The organism is Mesorhizobium sp. AR07 (assembly GCF_024746815.1).
In the GTDB taxonomy this organism is placed as follows: Bacteria; Pseudomonadota; Alphaproteobacteria; order Rhizobiales; family Rhizobiaceae; genus Mesorhizobium.
Window position 1 is genome coordinate 2,251,627 of record NZ_CP080525.1, and the last position, 19,405, is coordinate 2,271,031.

A 19,405-nucleotide genomic window follows, 5' to 3' on the forward strand; every position below is an offset into this window, starting at 1 on the left:
ATGCTGGAGGGTGCTGCCGTTCAGGTCGTCAAGCGGATGTGGCATGCATGTCTTGACGGCGTCCGTCTCGTCTCCGACCGCCAGCCGACGCAGCTGCGTGTCGACGAGCACACTTCCGGCACGCCGGCCATCTGGTTGCATCCGGACGGCAGCAGCATGGCCTGGATCATCGTGGATATCGGTGAGCGTGACTGGTCGAAGCTCGCCTACCAGTTCGGCCATGAGTGCGGCCATGTGTTTGCCAACAGCTGGCAGCCGGATGCCAAGCCGGCGCCGCCCTGCCAGTGGCTCGAGGAAGCGATGGTTGAAGCATTCTCGCTGCGTGGCAGGCAGATAACAGATTGGACGCAATCCCGAGATTCGAAAAGGAGCCAAAAGCCCGCAATCCAAAGGGTCGTTAAACAAGTCCTTGGGCGACAGGTCGCCTTGCACTGAAGCAGACGGGCGTTCAGACGGATGGCAACGGTTTGAACGCGCTATTGACGCAGCAGTGCGGAGCGGCCCTAAAGCGTGTCGCGATTTAAGGGATTCAGGATTCCCATAGATTTGAGTTCGTGATTCATTGCGGCTGAAAGGAGACCGCGATGGGCAAGCCGCTACCGCTTGAGTTGCGTCGGCGTGTTGTTGCGTATGTCGATGAGGGACATGGTCACCGCGAGGCTGCGCGCCATTTCCGCGTTTCGCCTCGCTTTGTGAACAATCTGATCAACCTGCGGCGGCAGACCGGTTCGCTTGAAGCGCGTCGGCAGGGCCATGTGGGCGGCGGCAAGCTTGAGCCGCATGCCGAGTTTGTCCGCTCGCGGTTGGCCGAGACCGGCGAACTGACGCTAGATGAGCTTTGCGTCGAGCTGGAGGTGCGCGGGGTGAGCGTGCACCGCTCCAATGTCGGTCGCCTGCTCAATCGCCTTGGGCTCAGTCATAAAAAAAAACTCTACTGGCCAGCGAGCAGCAGCGGGCCGACGTGCGCCAGGCGCGTGAACTGTGGATCGGGCGGCGAAAGCGCTTCTTCAACAAGGCTTTGGCGCGGCTGATCTTCATCGATGAGACGTCGACCAATACCAAACTGACCAAACGCACCGGCTGGGCGCCGAAGGGCGAGCGCTTCAGGACGCATGCGCCATTCGGCAAATGGCAGACGCAGACCTTCATCGCCGGGCTGCGATGTCACGGTCTTGTCGCGCCGTGGATCGTCAACGCGCCGATGAATGCCGCCATCTTCGAACGCTACGTCGAAACGCAGCTCGCTCCCGAACTGTCGCCCGGCGATGTCGTCATTCTCGATAATGTCGGCTTCCACAAGAACGAGCGCGCTGCCCAACTGGTTCGCCAAAGGGGCGCATGGCTCCTGTTCCTGCCGCCATACTCACCCGATCTCAATCCGATCGAGATGGCCTACTCAAAACTCAAGGCGCGGCTGCGAAAGAAGGCGGCCAGAACTTTCGATGCCCTCTGCGACGCTCTCGGCGATATCTGCCACCTGTTCGAGCCAGCCGAATGCAGAAACTTCTTCAAGGCTGCCGGATATGAGGCCAATTAATCGCGACACGCTTTAGACATAAGGAAGCGACGGTAAAGCCGTCACTAAATCAAAGCAGTGATCCTTGCGCTTTCGGCTCTTGCTCGCGGGAAGCTGAACTCCGCGCCGGTATTGGTAAGAGTATTGCCTGTTTCGTCCGATGAAGAACTTTGTCAATCGTGATTTGCAGCCTCGGAAACCCTCCACCACACCGCACAGCCATCGATTGGAATTAATGGCGATGTAATACCCTCTCTAGTCCGGAATTCATTTACAGCTTGAGCGCATGGGGCGAGAAAGTAGTCGTCAACGACTACGAATCCACCATACGATAGCTTGTGATAAAGCGCGTCAAGAGCTTGAATTGTTGATTCATACATGTCTCCGTCGAGTCTGAGAATCGCTAATTTTTGTATCGGAGCACTAGGGAGTGTGTCCTTGAACCAGCCTTCAAGGAAGACGACTTGCTCGTCAAGCAAATCATATCTGCGGAAGTTTTCTTCTACGTCCTTCCGGGAGATCGCCAGTTGCGTATGCGTGTGGTGGGTGTCCCCAGCGTCCGCCGCATAGATTTCCGGGCTTGGGGGAGGAAGGCCAGCGAAACTGTCAGCGACGAAGACCCGACGTTGAGTATCGGCGTACGAGGCGAGAATACCTCTCATAAAAATACATGCCCCGCCGCGCCAAACTCCGGTCTCGATGAAGTCGCCGGGAACATCATTTAAGATCACAGTTTCGCATAAATGCCGCAGATTGCGCATTCTCGCTGAGCCAATCATGGTTTGCGCCAGTCCCGGCCAATCCCGCCCAAGAGCACGCTTGTTCGGGTCGTATTTCCCACCCGTCCACGGATCAATGGGCGCATCGCCATATAAGGTTCCGGTCAGCGATGCTTCCAGAACATTAAGGTATCTATTCCGCATTTTCATTGCGGCGGTCAAGAAGTCATGACTGTCATCCAACGTTCGTCTCCTTCTGAGAGCTTGACACGAACCGACGCTTTCCGCGTTGGGATTTTGGATGATGCGAGTGCGGCTCGTTGAACGGCTACGCTGTCACCGTAGCAGACAACTTTCGCCATACGTTTGCGAAAAGATAGCCTCGCCCGCTCCTGATGCCATATCCGCTTCCCGAGTCTTCGCCATTGGTGGATTATCATGGTAGTTAGATTCGGGCGGTCGGACATCAGGAATCGAAGTGCGACGACGAGATTTCGTTACACTCTTGGGGCGCGCAGCGGCCGGAAGCTTGATTCCTACCGCGTTGACGTGTCGGGACGCCCTCGCGGAGAGATATGCAGCCATGGCGCCACCGACCGCTCTGCCTCCGTCCCTCCTCACCGCGCCCATCGAGCTTGCCGGCGACTGGGGCCGCATGCTTGAGGGTGCGGCCGATCAGGTCGTCGAGCGCATGCGGCATTCATGCCTTGATGGCGTCCGCCTGCTCTCCGACCGCCAGCCGACGCGGCTGCGTGTCGACGAGCACACTTCCGGCACGCCGGCCGTCTGGCTGCATCCGGACGGCAGCAGCATGGCCTGGATCATCGTGGATATCGGTGAGCGTGACTGGTCGAAGCTCGCCTACCAGTTCGGCCACGAACTCGGCCATGTGTTTGCCAACAGCTGGCAGCCGGACGCCAAGCCGGCGCCGCCCTGCCAGTGGCTCGAGGAAGCGATGGTTGAAGCATTCTCGCTGCGTGGACTGGGGCGCCTGGCGAAGGACTGGAAGGAGAACCCGCCATTCGCCGGCGACAATGCTTTCGGTGATGCCATTGCCAAGTATCGCGAGAATATCATCCGAGCCTATACCGCGCTCGCTGAGAAGCAGGGGCTCACCCGCGACGCCGCTGCGTGGTTCGCCGACCACCGCGACGAGATCGAAATGCCCGCCCTCAATCCATTCGCCCAGGCGATGTCCGTGACCATCCTCGCCGAATACGACCAGGCTCCAGACTGCGTCGAGGCGCTGGGCGCACTCAACCGTTGGCCCGGCCGCACCGGTATCCCGGTCGGCGAGTATTTCCTGCAATGGGAAGCGAGCTGTGCCGAACTGCGCGCCTCCTCGCGACTGCCGGTCCGCCTCCGCGAACTGTTACGTATCGCGTAACCAGCTGAATTAAAGAGGTGAGATTGAAGAGGTCAGGATGGCCTGCTGCCGGTTCCATGGATACCGAGTTAAGGTGTTGAAGATGGAAACGGAGTTTTCCCATGGAGAGAAGAAAGTTCAGCCGCGAGTTCAAGCTTGAGGCTGTGAGGCTGGTGAAGGAACGAGGTGTTGTGGTCGCGCAGGCGGCTCGTCCGCGCACAAACGCCTGCGGCTTCGGCAACGGCCTCCGGCGTTTGCCCGCTCTCGACCTGCCTCACAATTCGCGCTCGACCGTGCCACGTCAGACGGGCATTCTTATGGACGTTCATCCGATCCTCCGAGAATCACTGAAGCTTCGACAACCTCAGTCTTCTCGGCCCGGATCGGATGGACAACCTATTGAAAGCTCACAGCTAGGCACGGGTAGCGACCAGATTACGACTGCCATCATCCGGCGCTGTCTGCTCCAAGAAAGGCGACGCTCTCATCAATCGGTACCTTTCGAGTGACGACAAAGTCGATCTCGATACGGTCAAGCCAAATTCGGGTTCAGATTGAAGTCCCTCGAAATCTCGGGAAACGAACGGTGCCTTGGGCTCGGACCAAGCCGTTGATGGGATGATGAAGATCTCAGGGTCGGGCCGCCCCTCTTGGAGGACAACCAAAGCCAGGAAGCGATTGGGTCCAATGGCAAAGTGCTTCTTGCGCATGAACAGATAGCTCGGTTTCGAAAGCCGGATGGTTTTGACCTGCACTTCTGCAAATTGGACCGGATCGCTTTCGATCCGCACTAAGAGATCAATCGCACGATCATCGACTGCAGGCAGGTAAACATCGAGGCCCCTCTGTGTCAGAGCCATCGTTGTTAGCTGCTCGCCCCAACGCCCTACTCTTAGCTTGTCCAGTCCAGACCAAGATCCACCATCGAATCCAGCCATAGTCGCGATCTCCAAACAGTCGTGCAAACAGGCTTGCGCGATGTCATGAAACCTAACTCCGATAGCTTAAATCATGGTGTCATAGAACGTGGTTTCTTGAACGATCCGCTGGCCTTCTCCAGCCATGGACGTTCGCCAACTCGTCGCTTGGAATCTTCGCCGGCTGCGCGTGGCAAACAACATCTCGCAGGACGAACTGGCGTTGCGAGCAGAGGTTGAGCGTGCCTATGTCGGACACCTAGAACGCGCTACGAAGAACCCAACAATCGAGACCCTCGAGCGCCTTGCAAGCGCCCTAAAAGGCTCCTATCGCTGAATTGTTTGTCGATCCGCCGGAGGGCCAGAAAAAACCGGAACCTCTGCACGCCGGCCGACGGAAGGCTGAGCGATAGCGACGAGGGCCAAGGAGTTGTCGCCTCGCTATTGTTGATTGCGTCGTGATCGGAGCAGTCTCGGGACGCGGGTGCTCCTTCGAGGCGTGGACTGAATGTCAAGAACCCGCATTCATCCCGATGATCGGAAGCCGATCGGTGGAAAGGTCATGACCCCGAGGGAGCGCTAATCCCTTTATTTACCGAAAAGATTGGCATTACGATGCCGAGTACCGCGACGGCTACCAAAAGGGGTGCATAGTAGGGTGGCTAGTCCCGGCTAACGCGCACGAGCGGACGTTCGTTGCGCAGTTCGAGCCTCGAAGAAGGCCCATGGCCTGGACTTCCGAAACGCTCAAGTCATGAAGCATTCGAGGGCGCGGCGACTACCCCGGCAAGATATTCCTTCGCAGTAGCTCGTAAGCGATCGGCGTGGTCATAGATTTCGTCGAGCGAGTCGATCTTGACCTTCTCTTCCTTCTCACCATCGAAAAGCCCGAGATATTTCACGGACCTATTGAACCATAGCCGAGCCAAAGGCTTACGGTTGTTGTTGTCAACCAGGATCCCGGCGATGCCATTGCCGGGCATCGCGAGAATATCATCCGAGGCTATGCGGCGCTCGCTGAGAGCCAGGGGCTCACCCGCGACGCCGCGGCGTTGACGCGACGCCTGATTACACGGAGCGCTTCGGATATCGAAACTGCGGTGGTTTTCGCATGGTCATCAAGATACCCGCCGACTTCGATCACGGCATCTGCATCAATGTCGAATGGCAAATCTCGCATGGCACTCGCCCCTTGGCGCCCGAGCCTTGCTACCCGAAGTTATCGCGCCGAAACCACCGAGACCATACAATTGCCCGCCGGACACAACATCATCAAGAAGCATGAAGCCCGCGCCTCTGGCGGAGAGCGCGCGGCCGATCAGCATTTGATTGCATGACGCAAAAAGAGCCCGCCGGCTTCGGAGGCCGGCGGAACAACAGCTATTTGGGTCCAAGAGGGTCAGATGCCGTGTGGGGCTTTCATTGACCCAGCGCATCGGCCGAATAGATGCCTTACGTGTTATTCTGCTGAACGCGCCGCCGGCTTCGTCGCGGACATCATGCCTCTAGCCACCACATTCTGAACAACGTCAATGTTTCATTGCCTATACCAAAACCTAGAAGATCGGTCCGACGATTGTGAGCAAATTGTCGAACGCAGCGCGCGCTTTCGATCGCGATTGGACTTCCTCGAGTGAAACGAGGGTTGAGCTTACAATATAGCTTTCTTGTCTTTCGCGAACCGCACGCGAAACGTCGTCTGAATAGAGAAGAATGTTATTCTCGAAATTCAGGTAAAGGCTCCTAAAGTCCATATTGGCAGAGCCGACAAGGGTAACGCTTCTGTCCACCACCAACGTCTTCGCGTGGAGAAGCCCCCCATGATACTCGCGTAGGGTGACGTGCGCAGCGAGCAGTTCAGCATAGTGCGCCCTGCTGATCGCGGCGACAACAGCAGAGTCGTTTCGTGCGGGCAGGATGAGCGTTATCTCCACCCCGCGCCGGGCACAGGACAGTATGGCAGCGAGTAGCGGCAGATCGGGAGCGAAATAAGGGGTGGAGATAACGGCTTCCCGCTCTGCGCTGTTAAGGAGCGCCACGAAGGCATCCGACATCGAGCCCTTCGGCGACATGGGACCAGTGCCAAAGGCGATTGCCGGAAAACCGTCAGATTCGACCGGGGGAAGTGGTGCATCCAATATGGGTGAGAGATCCTCGCCATATTCAATTGTCCAATCGCTTGCGAAGAGAAACTGGTTCTGACGGGCGACCGGGCCTTCGAATCGAAGCATGATGTCGACCCAAGGCGCAAACTTCGGCTCGATGCGAAATTGCGGGTCTGCACAATTCTGGCTTCCGCAATATGTGATCTGATTGTCTACGACGACGATCTTGCGGTGGTTGCGCAGGTCGGGCCGACTTATCGATTGCAGTGACACCCCTACCGGCGGCTTGAGCGAAACACACAACTTCACTCCGACCGCTTCCATCGCCGCCCAGTATTCGGAACGAATTAGATCAAGCGAGCCGACAGCATCTACGACAACACGACAGACCACGCCCCGTGACGCTGCACGTTTCAACGCTTCAACGATTTTCAAGCCGTTATTGTCGGTAAGCCAGATGTAGAAGGAGATATGAATCGTTTCCTGAGCCTTGTCGAAGTCGGATACCATCGCATCGATGGCGCCGTTCGAATCCGCGGTGAGAGTCGCGTGATTGCCAGCCACGACAGGACATCCGCTAATGTGCTCACAGGTCGCAAAAGCAGATCGAAATCGATCAGCCACGGTCGCAGAAGCGGAATTTGCTGCGATCGCGTGGGTCCACTCGTGTTTCTTGAACGTTCCTTCTGCCTGTCGTCGAAATCGTCTTGCGATCCATGGCTCCCCGAAAAATAAATACAACAGAATCCCGAATACTGGCAGGAATACAATTACAATAATCCAGGCTAGGCGGGCGTTTGAATTTATATAATTGTTGAGAAGCATTCCGACAATTGCCGAGAACTGAATAAAAATTAGTATAGATAGCCATATCGAATTGTATAACATGATATTTATCCCTTCTTTCCAAGGTGCCCCTCGATTGCGTCCGAAGGCGCCCGCTACATCGCGAAGGCTTTCCAGCGGACGGGGCCGGCGCGGCGACGGGTCATTCTCGTGGCGACGCTGCGGGAGGTCGAGGCCCCGCTCACCGACGCGGCGATCGGCAATCGAAGCCTCGTCGCGTGAAGAATCGCGCGCCTTTCGTGTTGACCAGCTGGGTTCGATAGCCGTCGAACTTGACTTCATGAATCCAGCCACCGCCCGCCGGCGGCTTGTCCGCTAAGGTCGGCATCATTATGGGAATGAACGGCAACCGCCCGTCCTCCGGCATTTTACGCATACTTCGCTCCCGCGCCACGCCAAGCGATTCATGTTCTGCTTCTTTGCCTGCCGCCATGCTGAATGCTCTCTATCCCGAAAGAATTGGATGGCCCGAGGGACGTACCAGAATTGTTGATTTCATTGCCTTTTTCGCGGGCCGGACTTAAGCCGCCTGACAATACGTCGATAACTTTTCGCTCAATGCGCAAAAGGCACCTTACAAATTTGTATCCCAGCGGCAATGCGTGGGAAATTTCGATAGCTCATTGATTTGACAGGAATGGAGTCTTCTCAATGCACAGGCTTGCTGAATCTTTGCGAACCGTGTTTGCGCTCGTTCTAGGCGTGGCCTTGGCAGTTGTTGCCATGCCGACACTTGTTGCCTTGTCTTTTTCAGCGCTCATATTGTTTCTGGCAGTGAAGAGAATTGGCCGGTACCGCTACCACGGCGATATCCTGTCTCAGCCAACTCGAAAAGGCGCTGCTGGTCAGTCGCAGCGTATTCCTCCAATCATCGAGACGACCTACAGCGTTGTTTATCCGTCCCAAAACTGAAGGCTCTCAGATAGCTGCCGTCGACATTTGAACGGCAGGGACACTCGAAGCGGGAAGAACCTGAGGCCGGAAAAGCAGCAGGCACTCATCGTCAACCGGCTCCCGGGGGCGAGCGCAAGGAGCGGTGGTCGCTTTCCGGTGTGGCTAGCCTGCAATCCATTTCGACCTGATGGCGAAGGAAACAAGACCAAGGACTTTTGTGCATATGATACCGAAGCCTGCGTTCCCCCATCCGACCGACTTTTATCCCGAAGTGGATCCGCTGGCTGCGCGCGACGCGGACTTGCAGCAACTTAGCTGGTGGGCGCGCTATCAGCATTTTGCCCTGCCCGTCGCGGGCATGGTGATCGCGGCCATCACCGTGGTCGTGCTGCAGCGATTCTTGAGCGACCTTTCGCTCGACCATGTGTTGGAGTCGGCGAGAAACATCCCCGGCAAGCACCTTATGATCGCACTTGCGCTGACGGCCGTGAGTTTTGCGGCCGTTGCCTTCTACGATGTCGTGGCCGTTGAGACGATCGCGCCTGGCCGCATCCCCAAACTTTTGTCGGCGTCCGTCGGTGCCGCCGGTTACGCCATCTCCAATGCGCTCGGCTTTTCGCTGCTGACCGGCGGAATGCTGCGCTATCGCATTTATGCCGGCGAAGGCATTGCCTTGTCCGATATCGGCCGGATCATCGGCACGTCATGGCTGGCGATCTGGTTTGCTTTTACGGTGCTGATCGCCTTGGGTCTGGTGCTCGATCCTGCCCCCACGCCGTTTGTCGACCAGCTCGATCCTCGCATGGACCTGGCGCTCGGCATCGCGCTGATCCTTTCGATCATTTTCCTGGTCGGGTGGCTGTCGCACGGCGAACGCACGCTCACGCTCGGCAAACTCTCGATCAGGCTGCCCAATTCACGAGGCGCGCTGACGCAGATCGTGGCCGGACTTGTCGACGTCTGCGCCGCAGCGGGTACACTCTACGTGCTGATGCCCGAGACCGTAACCACCAGCCCGGCGGTCTTCACACTGGTCTTTGTCGTGGCCACCATCATCGGCATCGCCAGCCACGCGCCCGGAGGACTTGGCGCCTTCGAGGCTTCGATGATCGCCGGCCTGGGGCTCGGCACCAACCCGGATGCCATAGCCGCGCTGCTCGCCTTCCGCGTCATCTATACGCTTTTGCCGTTCCTGGTCGCGATCGTGAGCGTCCTGGCATTCGAAGCCTATGCCAAGCATGCACATGTCTCGCAGCGCATGCGGTCCGCGGGACGCATCCTCGAGCCATTGATCCCGCCGCTGGCTGCCGGCACGACCTTCCTGGGCGGCATTATGCTGTTGCTCTCGGGCTCGGTTCCGGGAGCAACGGAGCGCCTCGACCTTTTGTCCGACCTGCTGCCACTTCCGTTCATAGAAGTCTCGCATCTCGCCGCGAGCTTCGTCGGCGTCGCCATGCTGATCCTTGCACGGGGTCTCGCACGCCGGCTTCAGCAAGCCTGGGCGGCCTCGCTCATCCTCTTCATCCTGGGCGCTGTCTTCTCGATCGGCAAGGGCCTCGACTGGGAGGATGCAATTGTCCTCGTGGGGCTGTCGGCGATCCTGATCGCTTTCCGCACGTCCTTCTACCGCCGCCCCATCGAGGGCGTCGGGCCTCTGTCATGGGGCTGGCTGGCCAGCGTGATCAGCATCGTCGCGATATCGATCTGGCTAGGCTTCTTCAGCTATCGCGACATCGACTATTCCAACCAATTATTCTGGCAGTTCGCCGTCGACGGTGACGCGCCACGTTTCCTGCGCGCCAGCATCGTGATCCTCATCGCGACGGCGGCGGCGGCACTTCACACGGCCATCAATCGAAAGGCCATCTACCGCAAGCAACGCGTGGAAATCCCTCTAGCCGTCAGCGCCATCGTTGCCTCTTCCAACGTAACCCATGCTGCGCTGGCAATGCTCGGCGACAAGCAATTCCTGATGTCGCCGGACGGTCGCGGCTTCATCATGTATGCGCGCTCGGGCGGCAGCCTTATCGCGCTCGGCGGCCCGATCGGACCGGAAGAGGGTGACACCGAGCTCTCCTGGGCCTTTCACGATCTTGCCGACCGCTCCGCGGTCCGCACAGCCTTCTATGGCGTGCAACCGCAGCAGCTGCCCATGTATCTGGATATGGGCCTGGTCGCTCTGAAGCTCGGCGAGGTTGCACGCGTCGACCTGGCGGCGTTCAATCTCGACGGCCCACGCCGCCAGCCGCTCCGCTATGCCGATCGCCGCGCCGAAAAGGACGGCCTGGTCTTCGAGGTCGTCAAGGCCAACGACGTTGCGCCGCTGCTTGGCGAATTGCGACTGGTGTCGGACGCCTGGCTTGATATGAAAGCCGGCAGCGAGAAAGGTTTTTCGCTAGGCTATTTCGACAATGAATATCTGAGCAAATTCGACATTGCTGTCATCCGCCAGCATGGCCGCATCATCGCCTTTGCCAATCTGTGGGGGAGCGCCGACAAGAGTGAACTGACCGTCGACCTGATGCGCCATGCGCCCGACGCGCCCAAGATCGTCATGGACGCGCTGTTGACCAGGCTGCTGCTCCACGGCAAGGCGCAGGGCTACTGCTGGTTCAATCTTGGCGCGGCCCCCCTGTCCGGCCTGTCCGCCAGCCGGCTCGCCTCGCGTTGGAACCGGTTCGGATCGTTCCTCTACAGGCGTGGCCAGAATCTTTATCGCTTCGACGGGCTGAAGGCATTCAAGGACAAGTTCGATCCGGTCTGGACCCCGCATTATTTCATCTGCCCGCCCGGGCTCGACACCATACGTTCCCTTTTCGATGTCACGGCCCTGATCAGCGGTGGTCGGCTGGAACTCATCCGCAAATGACGAAGAACTTTGCGCAAATGACGAAGAATTCCACGAAACTGGCCGTGGCAGTTCTGGCCTTGGCCGTTGGATTCGGCCTTGTGCTTCATTTCAACCGGGCGCGGGCCTACGAAAACATGCCGCTCCCCATCCGCGTATCCGCCGAGCGGCTGGTCGACATCCCGGTCATGATGCCGCAGCAGGATCCGACGGGATTGGCCATCCTGTTCTCGCAAAAAGGCGGTATCGGCCAACGCGACCGCGATCTGGCGAATGCGCTGGTCGACAAGGGTCTGATCGTGCTGCCGGTCGATCTCGAAAAATATCGCCAAAAGCTCAATCTGGCCGATGGCGAATGCATGTATCTCGGCTCCGATCTGGAGAGCCTGTCCAAAGAGGCCATTCGCGCCATCGGCGGCGGCAGCTACTTTCATCCGGTGGTTGCTGGCATCGGCGAAGGAGGGACACTCGCCTACGCAGCGGTGGCGGATGCACCTGCAGCAACCCTTGCCGGCGCGGTCGCGCTCGATCCGGCCAGGGCCTTGGTCACGCCGCTGCCGACATGCCCGGGCGCAGCGACGGCACCAGACCCGTCCGGCGGCTTCACCTATGCGCTTGACGCGGAATTGCCGTCGCCGGCGACACTGGTCTCGGCCGCCCCGCTTTTGGGAATTTCCAATCAGCCGTCCGACAACGTGATGAGGGCAAAAGCAGTCGTAGCCGACAGTACATCAGGCCGCTTCGACGCGACGGTTGACGCCGTGCTGGCTATTGCCGCCAGGGACGCATCGTCAAATGATCTGCCAACCGTCGATATTCCCGCCAGCTCCAAGCCATACGCGCTTGCGCTGTTCTTTTCAGGCGATGGCGGCTGGCGGGACCTCGACAAGTCGGTCGGCGACGAAATGGGCAAGCACGGTGTTCATGTCGTCGGCGTCGATTCGCTGCGCTACTTCTGGTCAAAACGCACGCCCCGGGAAATCGCCGACGACACGGTATCGATCATCGATCACGCGGACCCGACGGGCAAATTGCCTGTCGCGGTCTACGGTTATTCGTTCGGTGCAGACACTTTTCCGTTTGCCTGGGCTCTGCTGCCGGACCGGATCAAGGACCGCATCCGGTTCGTCGGACTGCTTGCCACCCAGCATACGATCACATTCCAGGTGACCGTCGGTACATGGCTCGGAGTCGAAGGCGACCATTCCGTGGCGCCGACGATTGCCACAATTCCACGCGACCGCGTGCTGTGTGTCTATGGCGAGGACGAAGAGGACACGGCTTGCACCGACCCCCTGCTCGCAGGGATCGACACGCTCAAGACCAAGGGCGGACATCATTTCGACGGGGACTACCCCGCGCTGGCAAAAATTCTTCTCGCCAGGATGAGAACGCGAATGTCGTGAGCATCGGATGCCAAGAGCCTATTCAAACGATCTTCGTGAACAAGCTGCGGCGTCGATTGCCGCTGGCCGAGAAGCACCGTCCGGCATTCTTGCCGCAGCCGGGGTGCTCGCCGGTCGCGCGGCGGGCTCGGGCTTTCCCGACAGGCGGATCGGCTCGTCGCTCATCCGCACACTTCCACAACATCCGTGATGGTCCATTCTGTTGGCACCCAAGCGACAGGTTCGGACTTGATGTCATCGAATGCCGGTGCGCTCGATGTGTAGATGCCAAGGTTAGGTTTTCGACCAGGTCGATGGTTCAAGGCCGAGGTCTGGATGAAGCGCATCCACCGCTACGATGTCAACATTGTGTCGCGATCATCAAGTCCCGAACCTGCATTACGATTGCGCGCGCGGGCTTGTCTCGCAAGCGGACAAGATGGCATTGGCGGCCCGATGTTATGAGATGCTCGCGCGTCGGCGCCATCGCTTTGGTCTGTGGCCAGTGCGCAAGGACATTCAACCATCCGAATGCCACCCCCTTGGCCCAGGAGAGCCGGCCTGGACCACAATGGCGTGGCCGGAGAAAATCATCGAATTGACCACATCGCCCTCGTTATCTTCAACGCAGGCGCCTATTCGTTTTCTGACGATCTCGGAGGATTCCGGATTACCTCAGCATCGGGAGCCGGCAAGCTGGCCGACCCCTTCGTGGTCACTGAGGAACTGGAGTCGGCAGACCGGTAACCCGACCATCCGCCATCCGGCCGATTCACCGCCGATATCGAAATGATTGCAGCGAGGTAGGCCGTGCCGCCGCATTCAAATTGTCACTCGCGTATCGCAAGACCACGCAGTCCTCGGAAGCCCACCATAATTCAATGAATTCAACAGGATCCACGGAGGTTCGCCAGTCTCGACTTGGCTAACCAAGTTAAATTATACTGCTAAGCAGTTGATAAGTAACGATAATTGTGGGCCATGAGGGGCATCGTCTATTAAACAAAAACAATCAGTTAGTGGGTGGTTCGCCCGGCCATATACTTCGTATGTTCTCGTATTCGGAGGCGAACCGGGTGAGCTTCGATTGAGCAAGTGAAACCGAACAATGCCGAGTATCGCTCGCGTGTCCTCGCCGCCTGATTCCGCCAATTAATCCACTAGAGTGCAGCATGCAGCCACATCGCGCGCAGCATCATTCGAGGGCAATTTGGATTGGAGCTGCCGTCCCGACCGCGGGCTTTCTTCGCCGGCCGACGAACCGGTCGAAGGTCAGGTAGATGACCGGCGTCGTGAACAGGGTCAGGATCTGCGAGATCACCAGCCCGCCGACAATCGCTATTCCCAGCGGCACGCGAAGTTCGGCGCCGGGGCCATGGCCAAGCGCCAGCGGCAAGGCGCCAAGCAGCGCTGCAAGCGTCGTCATCATGATCGGCCGGAAACGCATCAGGCATGCCTGCCGGATCGACTCAGTCGGGCTGAGCCCCTGTTCGCGCTCCGCCTCCAGCGCGAAGTCGATCATCATGATCGCGTTCTTCTTGACGATGCCGATCAACAGGATGATGCCGATCATGCCCATGATCGAGAGATCCTGTCCGAACAGCATCAACGCCAGCAACGCGCCAAGACCGGCGGATGGAAGCGTCGAGATGATCGTCAGCGGATGGATCGCGCTTTCATAGAGCACGCCTAGCACGATATACACCGCGATCACCGCCGCCAGGATCAAATAGGGCTGGCTTGCCAGCGAATCCTGGAAAGCCTGAGCCGTGCCCTGGAAGGTGCCGGTGATTGTGGCAGGCATGCCCGCTTTCAATTCGGCACCATGGATCGCCGTCACAGCATCACTGAGCGACACGCCGGGCGCCAGGTTGAACGACAGCGTGATGGCGGGTAGCGAGCCCTGATGGTTGATCGTCACCGGCAGCACGCCATTCTGCACGCTCCCTAGCATGCTCAAGGGAATGAGCTTCTGCGTCGTCGTCGAGAGCACATAGAGGTGCTTCAGCGCATCCGTATTCAGCTGAAAGCGCGGATCGAGCTCCTGCACCACATGATACTGGCTGACCTGCGTGAACAGCGTCGCCACCTGACGCTGCCCGAACGCGTCATAGAGAATGTCGTCGATCGCCTGCACGGAGACGCCGAGGCGCGCCGCGGTCGGCCGATCTATGTTCAAGGTCGCGCTGGTGGCGCCTTTCTGCTTGTCGGACGTCACGTCCATAATGCCGGGCAGAGCGGCCATGGCCTTCTGCATGGTGGTTGCCCATTTGTCGAGCTCGGTCGTATCGCCGCTCTGCAGCGTGTACTGGTACTGCGACGCCGACGAACGGCCACCGACCTGGATGTCCTGGCGGATCTGCATGCCCACCGTCAGCCCCTCGATGTTCGAGGTGGATTTCTTGATCCTCGCCATGACCTGTGCCGCGTTCGCTTTGCGGACCGCGAATGGCTTCAGCTCGATCTGCAACTGCCCAATGCTCGACGAGGGACTGGGATTGATCCAATACGAGGTGCTCGCGACGTCCGGATCCTTCTGGATGATGCCGCCCAGTTGCTGCATCTTCACTGACATCGCGTCGAAGGAGATATCGGTCGCGGCCTGTGCCTGTCCCTGGATAAATCCGGTGTCCTGCTGCGGCAGGAAGCCCTTCGGCGTAATCGTGTAGAGCCAAAGCGTCGCGGCCAGGACCACGACCGTGACGAGGAGCGTCGGTATCCGGTGCCGGATTACGATGTCGAGGCAGCGACCGTAGCCGCTCGTGACAGCATTGAAGCCCCGTTCGGACCACTGATAGAGCCGGCCACGCGGCTTGTCGTGATCGTGCTTGATCAGCCACGCGCACAGCATCGGCGTAACCGTGAGCGACGTCACTCCGGACATTAGGATCGCGATGCTAACTGTCACCGCGAATTCGCGGAACAGGCGGCCGACGACGCCGCCCATGAGCAGGATGGGGATGAAGACGGCGATCAGCGAGATCGTCATAGAGATGATCGTGAACGTCACTTCACGCGACCCGTCGATAGCGGCCTGGATCTTCGACTTTCCCATTTCGAGGTGGCGCATGACGTTTTCGATGACAACGATCGCGTCGTCCACGACGAAGCCGACCGCGATGACGAGGCCCATCAGCGACAGATTGTCGAGGCTATAGCCAAGCAGATACATCACACTGAAAGTGCCGAGCAGAGACAGCGGAATGGTGATGCTCGGGATGATCGTCGCCCAGAAATTGCGCAGGAACACGAAGATCACACCGACCACCAGAGCGATGGTGATCAGCATCGTATATTGGACGTCGTCCACCGAGGCTTGGATGGTCTGTGTGCGATCGCCAACCACGTCGAGTTTGACCGCGGCCGGAAGCCCCGCGGACAGCGCCGGCAACCGATCCTTGATCGCCTGAATCGTACTTAAGACGTTGAACCCCGCCTGCTTGTGAATGTCGATCATCACGGCGCGCGTACCCTTCAGCCAAGCCGCTTGATGGGTGTCCTCGGGTGCGGTGATTACTGTGCCGAGGTCGCTCAACAGGATCGGCGCACCGTTGCGGTAGGCGACGACCATGCCGCGATAAGCCGGCGCGTCGATGAGCTGATCGGTGGCGTCGAGCACGATGGTGCGGCTGGCGTCACTGAGCGACCCCTTCGGCGCGTTGACCGTCTGCTGGCCGATGACGGTGCGCACATCCTCCAGCGTCAGACCGCGCGCGGCAACCTTGTCGGGATCGAGACGGATGCGGACGGAAGGGCGTTGCGGCCCGTGGAAATCCACAAGGCCAACGCCGGACATCTGCGACACCTGCTGTGCGATGACATCCTCGGCATAGTGATCGATCTCGGTCATCGAGACGAGGTCCGAGCTCAGCGAGAGCGTCAGCAGCGTCGCTTCGGCAGGGTTGCTTTTGTGGAACGTCGGTGGACTGGGGAGGTTCTTCGGCAGTGCTCCCGCGGCGGCCGAGATCGCCGCCTGCACATCCTGCGAAGCGGCATTGATATCGCGCGAAAGATCGAACTGCATGGTGATCGACGTGCGTCCCGAAGAGCTGCTCGATGTCATTTGGGTGACGCCGGATACGTTCGTGGACAGTGAATTCTCAAGCGGCGTCGCGACGGCGGATGCCATCGTTTCAGCGCTGGCGCCCGGAAGGTTGGCCGATATCTGGATTGTCGGGAAATCGACCTGCGGGAGCGGCGCGACTGGCAGTTTGAAATATGCCACCGTGCCCAGCATGATCAGGCCGGCTGCGAGCAGACACGTACCGACCCGCCGACGGATGAAGAGTTCCGAGATACCCATTTTACTGCGCCTCCGACACGACGTTCTGCTGTGCGCCGCCGATTTGCGTCACCTGCATGCTCGTGCCATCAGCCAGGCGTGACTGCCCAGACACCACGATGTTGTCGCCCTCGGCGACACCCGATCGCAGCGCCGTCACATCGCCGACCGTCTGCCCGACCGTCACCTGGGCGACCTTCACCGTGTTGTTCGGCGTGACGACGAAGATATACGGCCCTTTCTGGCCACTCTGAACGGCGATCGACGGCACCACCAGCGCGTTCCGATCAATTCGCTCCGTGACCTGCGCCGTGACCAGTTCGCCCGGCCACAGCGTCTGGTCCTGATTGTCGAACTCTGCTTTCAGCTTGACCATGCCGGTCGTGGTATCGACCTGACTGTCGATGACTGTCAGATTCCCGTCGGCCAGATGCTTTGAGCGATCTCGGGTATCGATGGCCACCGGCAGCGGCGCGCTGTGTTGCCCGCTCAGAAGATCCGGCAGATCGTCCTGGGGCAGCGAGAACTGCACGGAGATCGGCCGGATCTGTGTGATGGTCACGATGCCGGTGGCATCATTGGCATGGACCAGCGCGCCTTCGTTGACCTGTTTCAGGCCGGCGCGCCCGGAGATCGGCGCGGCGATCGTCGCATAGCTGAGATTGAGCTTGGCGGTATCGACCGCGGCCTGGTCGCCATCGACCGTCGCCTGCATGACCGCTACCTGTGCGCGGGCCGTATCGGCGGCCTGCGTTGTCCCCGCGCCGGACTGGGTCAACTTCGTCGCCCGCCCCTCGTCGGCGCGCGCATTGGCGAGTTGCGCGACATCCTTCTGCAATGTTGCCTGCGCCTGCGCGAGCTGCGCGGCATAGGCGCGCGGATCAAGCTGGGCAAGGACATCGCCCGCCTTCACCTCCTGTCCTTCGCTGAAGAAGATGCGCTGTATCTGGCCGTCGACCCTGGCCTTGACGTCGACCTGGTTCAGCGGAAGCACGGTGCCGAGCCCCGTCCGCGCGATCGGCAGGTCGCGCACCGAGGCAAAGGCCGCAGTGACCGGAATCGGCGCTGCGGCGATCTTGGCAAGTGGCGCGGTGTCGCCCTGACGGAGCGTCAGGGCTCCCGCGCCTGCCGCCACCACAAGGATCGCGCCGAGCGCCAGCCACCGTACCGTACTGGGAGAGGGCGTCTGACTGCCTGTCGTCTGGTCGCCATCTGTCTGGGTGTCTTGGTTTTCAGGGTCGTCGCGCACAGGGGTCTCCATGGGTTCGACTGCCGTTGCGGCGGAAGAGACGGCTGGCATTTCTCTGTTTCGACGCCGTGCCCACATCGAAAATGCGGCACCCTTCGAACTGGAGAGGATTTTCGGGCCGGCGTCCCGCTTCTCGACAGGCAGCGCAATGCAAATGCTGCATTGCACAATCACCATGGGGTCGCGTTCATGTCGGGCCATTCGCCCGAACATGAAATATCGTTCAGGTAGGAAAATGCACTAGGACCGCTGCGGACCGAGGACATAGCCCGAGCCCGGCACCGTATGGATCAGCGGGGCGGCGAACCCCTCATCCACCTTGCCGCGCAAGCGGTGGATATGCATGTCGACGATGTTGCCGCGCGGTTCGAAATCATAGGGCCACGCCGTTTCGAGCAGCATCGAACGCGTCACGATCTGCCCGGCATGGCGCATCAGCAGCTCCAGCAACAGGAATTCCCGGTACTGGAGATCGATGTGGCGCGCGCCGCGCACCGCGCGCCGGCCAAGCACATCAAGCTCCAGGTCGCCGACCTTCAGCACCGCTTGCCGCCGTGTCGGCTGGACGCGCCTTGCTAGCGCGTCGAGCCGCGCCAGTATCTCCGAGAAGGCATAGGGCTTAGCGATGTAATCGTCGCATCCCGCCTGCAAGCCTTCGATCCTGTCTTGCGTGCTGGCGCGGGCGCTCAACATCAACGCCGGCACCTGATTGCCATGGGCGCGGATGCCTTTGACCAATTCGATGCCGTCCATCTGCGGAAGCATCCTGTCGAGGACCAGAACGTCGTAGATATCTTCCAACGCCATGGCCAGGCCCGTCGCGCCGTCGCGGGCGCGGTCGACGACATGGCCGGCTTCCGAAAGCCCGCGCTTTAGGTAACTCGCCGTCTTTTCATCGTCTTCGACAATAAGGATGCGCATCGGACCGTCATTCTCGCCGCCGGAAGATGAACCCGATCTCATAGTGCGGCGAAATTGCCGGACCACAGGGTCTGTATGGACATACAGAGCTTCGCAGGGTCAGGCTGACGCCAAAGGCACCGACCGGATTAGCATCTCCCGCAAAAACATAGGCGCGGAAGGCAGCGATGACCAGATTTGTGCTCGCGGCGGCCGCCAGTGGCGGTTCTTGCCATCGCCAGTTCGTCGCTGCTGTAGACCTTTCGCCGGGTGTCTTTGCAGAGCCAAACATGAATCCGATTTAATGTTGGCGCGAAACCGATCTAGGTCGGATGCATCTATAAGGAATACCATATGCAAGCAGCGGCATGATCTTGC

Annotated in this window: 17 protein-coding genes and 2 pseudogenes; 10 read left to right on the forward strand and 9 right to left on the reverse strand. The window is 59.5% G+C overall.

Going from position 1 to position 19,405, the window contains the following annotated elements:
* The 3 genes from BPNPMPFG_RS11425 (at window position 1) to BPNPMPFG_RS11435 (ending at window position 1,537) form a co-directional block, all read left to right on the forward strand.
* Window positions 1-435 carry a hypothetical protein gene (locus BPNPMPFG_RS11425; RefSeq protein WP_258595434.1) on the forward strand — a complete coding sequence of 145 codons (435 nt, stop codon included), beginning with the start codon at window positions 1-3 and terminating at the stop codon, window positions 433-435.
* A 149-nt stretch (window positions 436-584) separates the two neighbouring features.
* A complete protein-coding gene (locus BPNPMPFG_RS11430; RefSeq protein WP_258595435.1) occupies window positions 585-1,031 on the forward strand; it encodes an IS630 transposase-related protein in 447 nt (148 codons plus the stop codon).
* Window positions 962-1,537 carry an IS630 family transposase gene (locus BPNPMPFG_RS11435; RefSeq protein ID WP_258592110.1) on the forward strand — a complete coding sequence of 192 codons (576 nt, stop codon included), beginning with the start codon at window positions 962-964 and terminating at the stop codon, window positions 1,535-1,537. The genes BPNPMPFG_RS11430 and BPNPMPFG_RS11435 overlap by 70 nt, the downstream gene beginning before the upstream one ends.
* 152 nt (window positions 1,538-1,689) lie before the next feature.
* Here the strand turns inward: BPNPMPFG_RS11435 and BPNPMPFG_RS11440 are convergent, their stop codons facing one another.
* Window positions 1,690-2,478: a TylF/MycF family methyltransferase gene (locus BPNPMPFG_RS11440; protein WP_258595436.1), complete on the reverse strand. Its 789-nt coding sequence runs from the start codon at window positions 2,476-2,478 to the stop codon at window positions 1,690-1,692.
* 340 nt (window positions 2,479-2,818) lie between these two features.
* Here BPNPMPFG_RS11440 and BPNPMPFG_RS11445 point away from each other — a divergent pair, with 340 nt between their 5' ends.
* Window positions 2,819-3,622 (forward strand): hypothetical protein, encoded by an 804-nt coding sequence (locus BPNPMPFG_RS11445; RefSeq protein ID WP_258595437.1) that lies wholly within the window; start codon window positions 2,819-2,821, stop codon window positions 3,620-3,622.
* A 101-nt stretch (window positions 3,623-3,723) separates the two neighbouring features.
* Window positions 3,724-3,813 (forward strand): annotated as a pseudogene (locus BPNPMPFG_RS11450) (transposase); the annotation flags it as partial.
* Here the strand turns inward: BPNPMPFG_RS11450 and BPNPMPFG_RS43615 are convergent.
* Window positions 3,805-3,930: pseudogene (locus BPNPMPFG_RS43615) on the reverse strand (leucine zipper domain-containing protein); the annotation flags it as partial. The pseudogenes BPNPMPFG_RS11450 and BPNPMPFG_RS43615 sit on opposite strands and share 9 nt — an antisense overlap.
* A gap of 84 nt (window positions 3,931-4,014) precedes the next feature.
* Window positions 4,015-4,539: a hypothetical protein gene (locus tag BPNPMPFG_RS11460; protein WP_258595438.1), complete on the reverse strand. Its 525-nt coding sequence runs from the start codon at window positions 4,537-4,539 to the stop codon at window positions 4,015-4,017.
* A gap of 124 nt (window positions 4,540-4,663) precedes the next feature.
* Between BPNPMPFG_RS11460 and BPNPMPFG_RS11465 the strand changes: the two genes are divergently transcribed.
* Window positions 4,664-4,855, forward strand: a complete 192-nt coding sequence (locus BPNPMPFG_RS11465; protein ID WP_319945985.1) for a helix-turn-helix domain-containing protein — start codon at window positions 4,664-4,666, stop codon at window positions 4,853-4,855.
* A gap of 415 nt (window positions 4,856-5,270) precedes the next feature.
* Here BPNPMPFG_RS11465 and BPNPMPFG_RS11470 read toward each other — a convergent pair whose 3' ends face one another.
* The 3 genes from BPNPMPFG_RS11470 to BPNPMPFG_RS11480 all read right to left on the reverse strand — a co-directional run bounded on the left by BPNPMPFG_RS11470 (window position 5,271) and on the right by BPNPMPFG_RS11480 (window position 7,902).
* Window positions 5,271-5,501: a hypothetical protein gene (locus tag BPNPMPFG_RS11470; protein ID WP_413776844.1), complete on the reverse strand. Its 231-nt coding sequence runs from the start codon at window positions 5,499-5,501 to the stop codon at window positions 5,271-5,273.
* Window positions 5,502-6,074: 573 nt separating this feature from the next.
* Entirely contained in the window at window positions 6,075-7,511 is a 1,437-nt protein-coding gene (cls, locus tag BPNPMPFG_RS11475; RefSeq protein ID WP_258595439.1) for a cardiolipin synthase, read from the reverse strand.
* A gap of 139 nt (window positions 7,512-7,650) precedes the next feature.
* A complete protein-coding gene (locus BPNPMPFG_RS11480; protein WP_258595440.1) occupies window positions 7,651-7,902 on the reverse strand; it encodes a hypothetical protein in 252 nt (83 codons plus the stop codon).
* Between the two features lie 218 nt (window positions 7,903-8,120).
* Here BPNPMPFG_RS11480 and BPNPMPFG_RS11485 point away from each other — a divergent pair, with 218 nt between their 5' ends.
* The 4 genes from BPNPMPFG_RS11485 (at window position 8,121) to BPNPMPFG_RS11500 (ending at window position 13,343) form a co-directional block, all read left to right on the forward strand.
* The gene (locus BPNPMPFG_RS11485) at window positions 8,121-8,381 is read left to right on the forward strand and encodes a hypothetical protein (protein WP_258595441.1); all 261 of its coding nucleotides are present in this window, start codon (window positions 8,121-8,123) and stop codon (window positions 8,379-8,381) included.
* Window positions 8,382-8,586: 205 nt separating this feature from the next.
* Window positions 8,587-11,232, forward strand: coding sequence for a bifunctional lysylphosphatidylglycerol flippase/synthetase MprF (mprF, locus tag BPNPMPFG_RS11490; protein WP_258595442.1), 2,646 nt, complete (start codon window positions 8,587-8,589; stop codon window positions 11,230-11,232).
* 17 nt (window positions 11,233-11,249) lie between these two features.
* Window positions 11,250-12,617 (forward strand): virulence factor family protein, encoded by a 1,368-nt coding sequence (locus BPNPMPFG_RS11495; RefSeq protein WP_258595444.1) that lies wholly within the window; start codon window positions 11,250-11,252, stop codon window positions 12,615-12,617.
* 555 nt (window positions 12,618-13,172) lie between these two features.
* Window positions 13,173-13,343, forward strand: coding sequence for a hypothetical protein (locus tag BPNPMPFG_RS11500; RefSeq protein WP_258597105.1), 171 nt, complete (start codon window positions 13,173-13,175; stop codon window positions 13,341-13,343).
* Between the two features lie 448 nt (window positions 13,344-13,791).
* Here the strand turns inward: BPNPMPFG_RS11500 and BPNPMPFG_RS11505 are convergent, their stop codons facing one another.
* The 3 genes from BPNPMPFG_RS11505 to BPNPMPFG_RS11515 form a co-directional block, all read right to left on the reverse strand.
* Complete coding sequence (locus tag BPNPMPFG_RS11505) at window positions 13,792-16,899, reverse strand: efflux RND transporter permease subunit (RefSeq protein WP_258595446.1); 3,108 nt, start codon at window positions 16,897-16,899, stop codon at window positions 13,792-13,794.
* Between the two features lies 1 nt (window position 16,900).
* Window positions 16,901-18,127 carry an efflux RND transporter periplasmic adaptor subunit gene (locus BPNPMPFG_RS11510; RefSeq protein ID WP_258595448.1) on the reverse strand — a complete coding sequence of 409 codons (1,227 nt, stop codon included), beginning with the start codon at window positions 18,125-18,127 and terminating at the stop codon, window positions 16,901-16,903.
* 240 nt (window positions 18,128-18,367) lie between these two features.
* Window positions 18,368-19,048: a response regulator transcription factor gene (locus tag BPNPMPFG_RS11515; RefSeq protein ID WP_258595450.1), complete on the reverse strand. Its 681-nt coding sequence runs from the start codon at window positions 19,046-19,048 to the stop codon at window positions 18,368-18,370.
* Window positions 19,049-19,405: the final 357 nt, after the last annotated feature.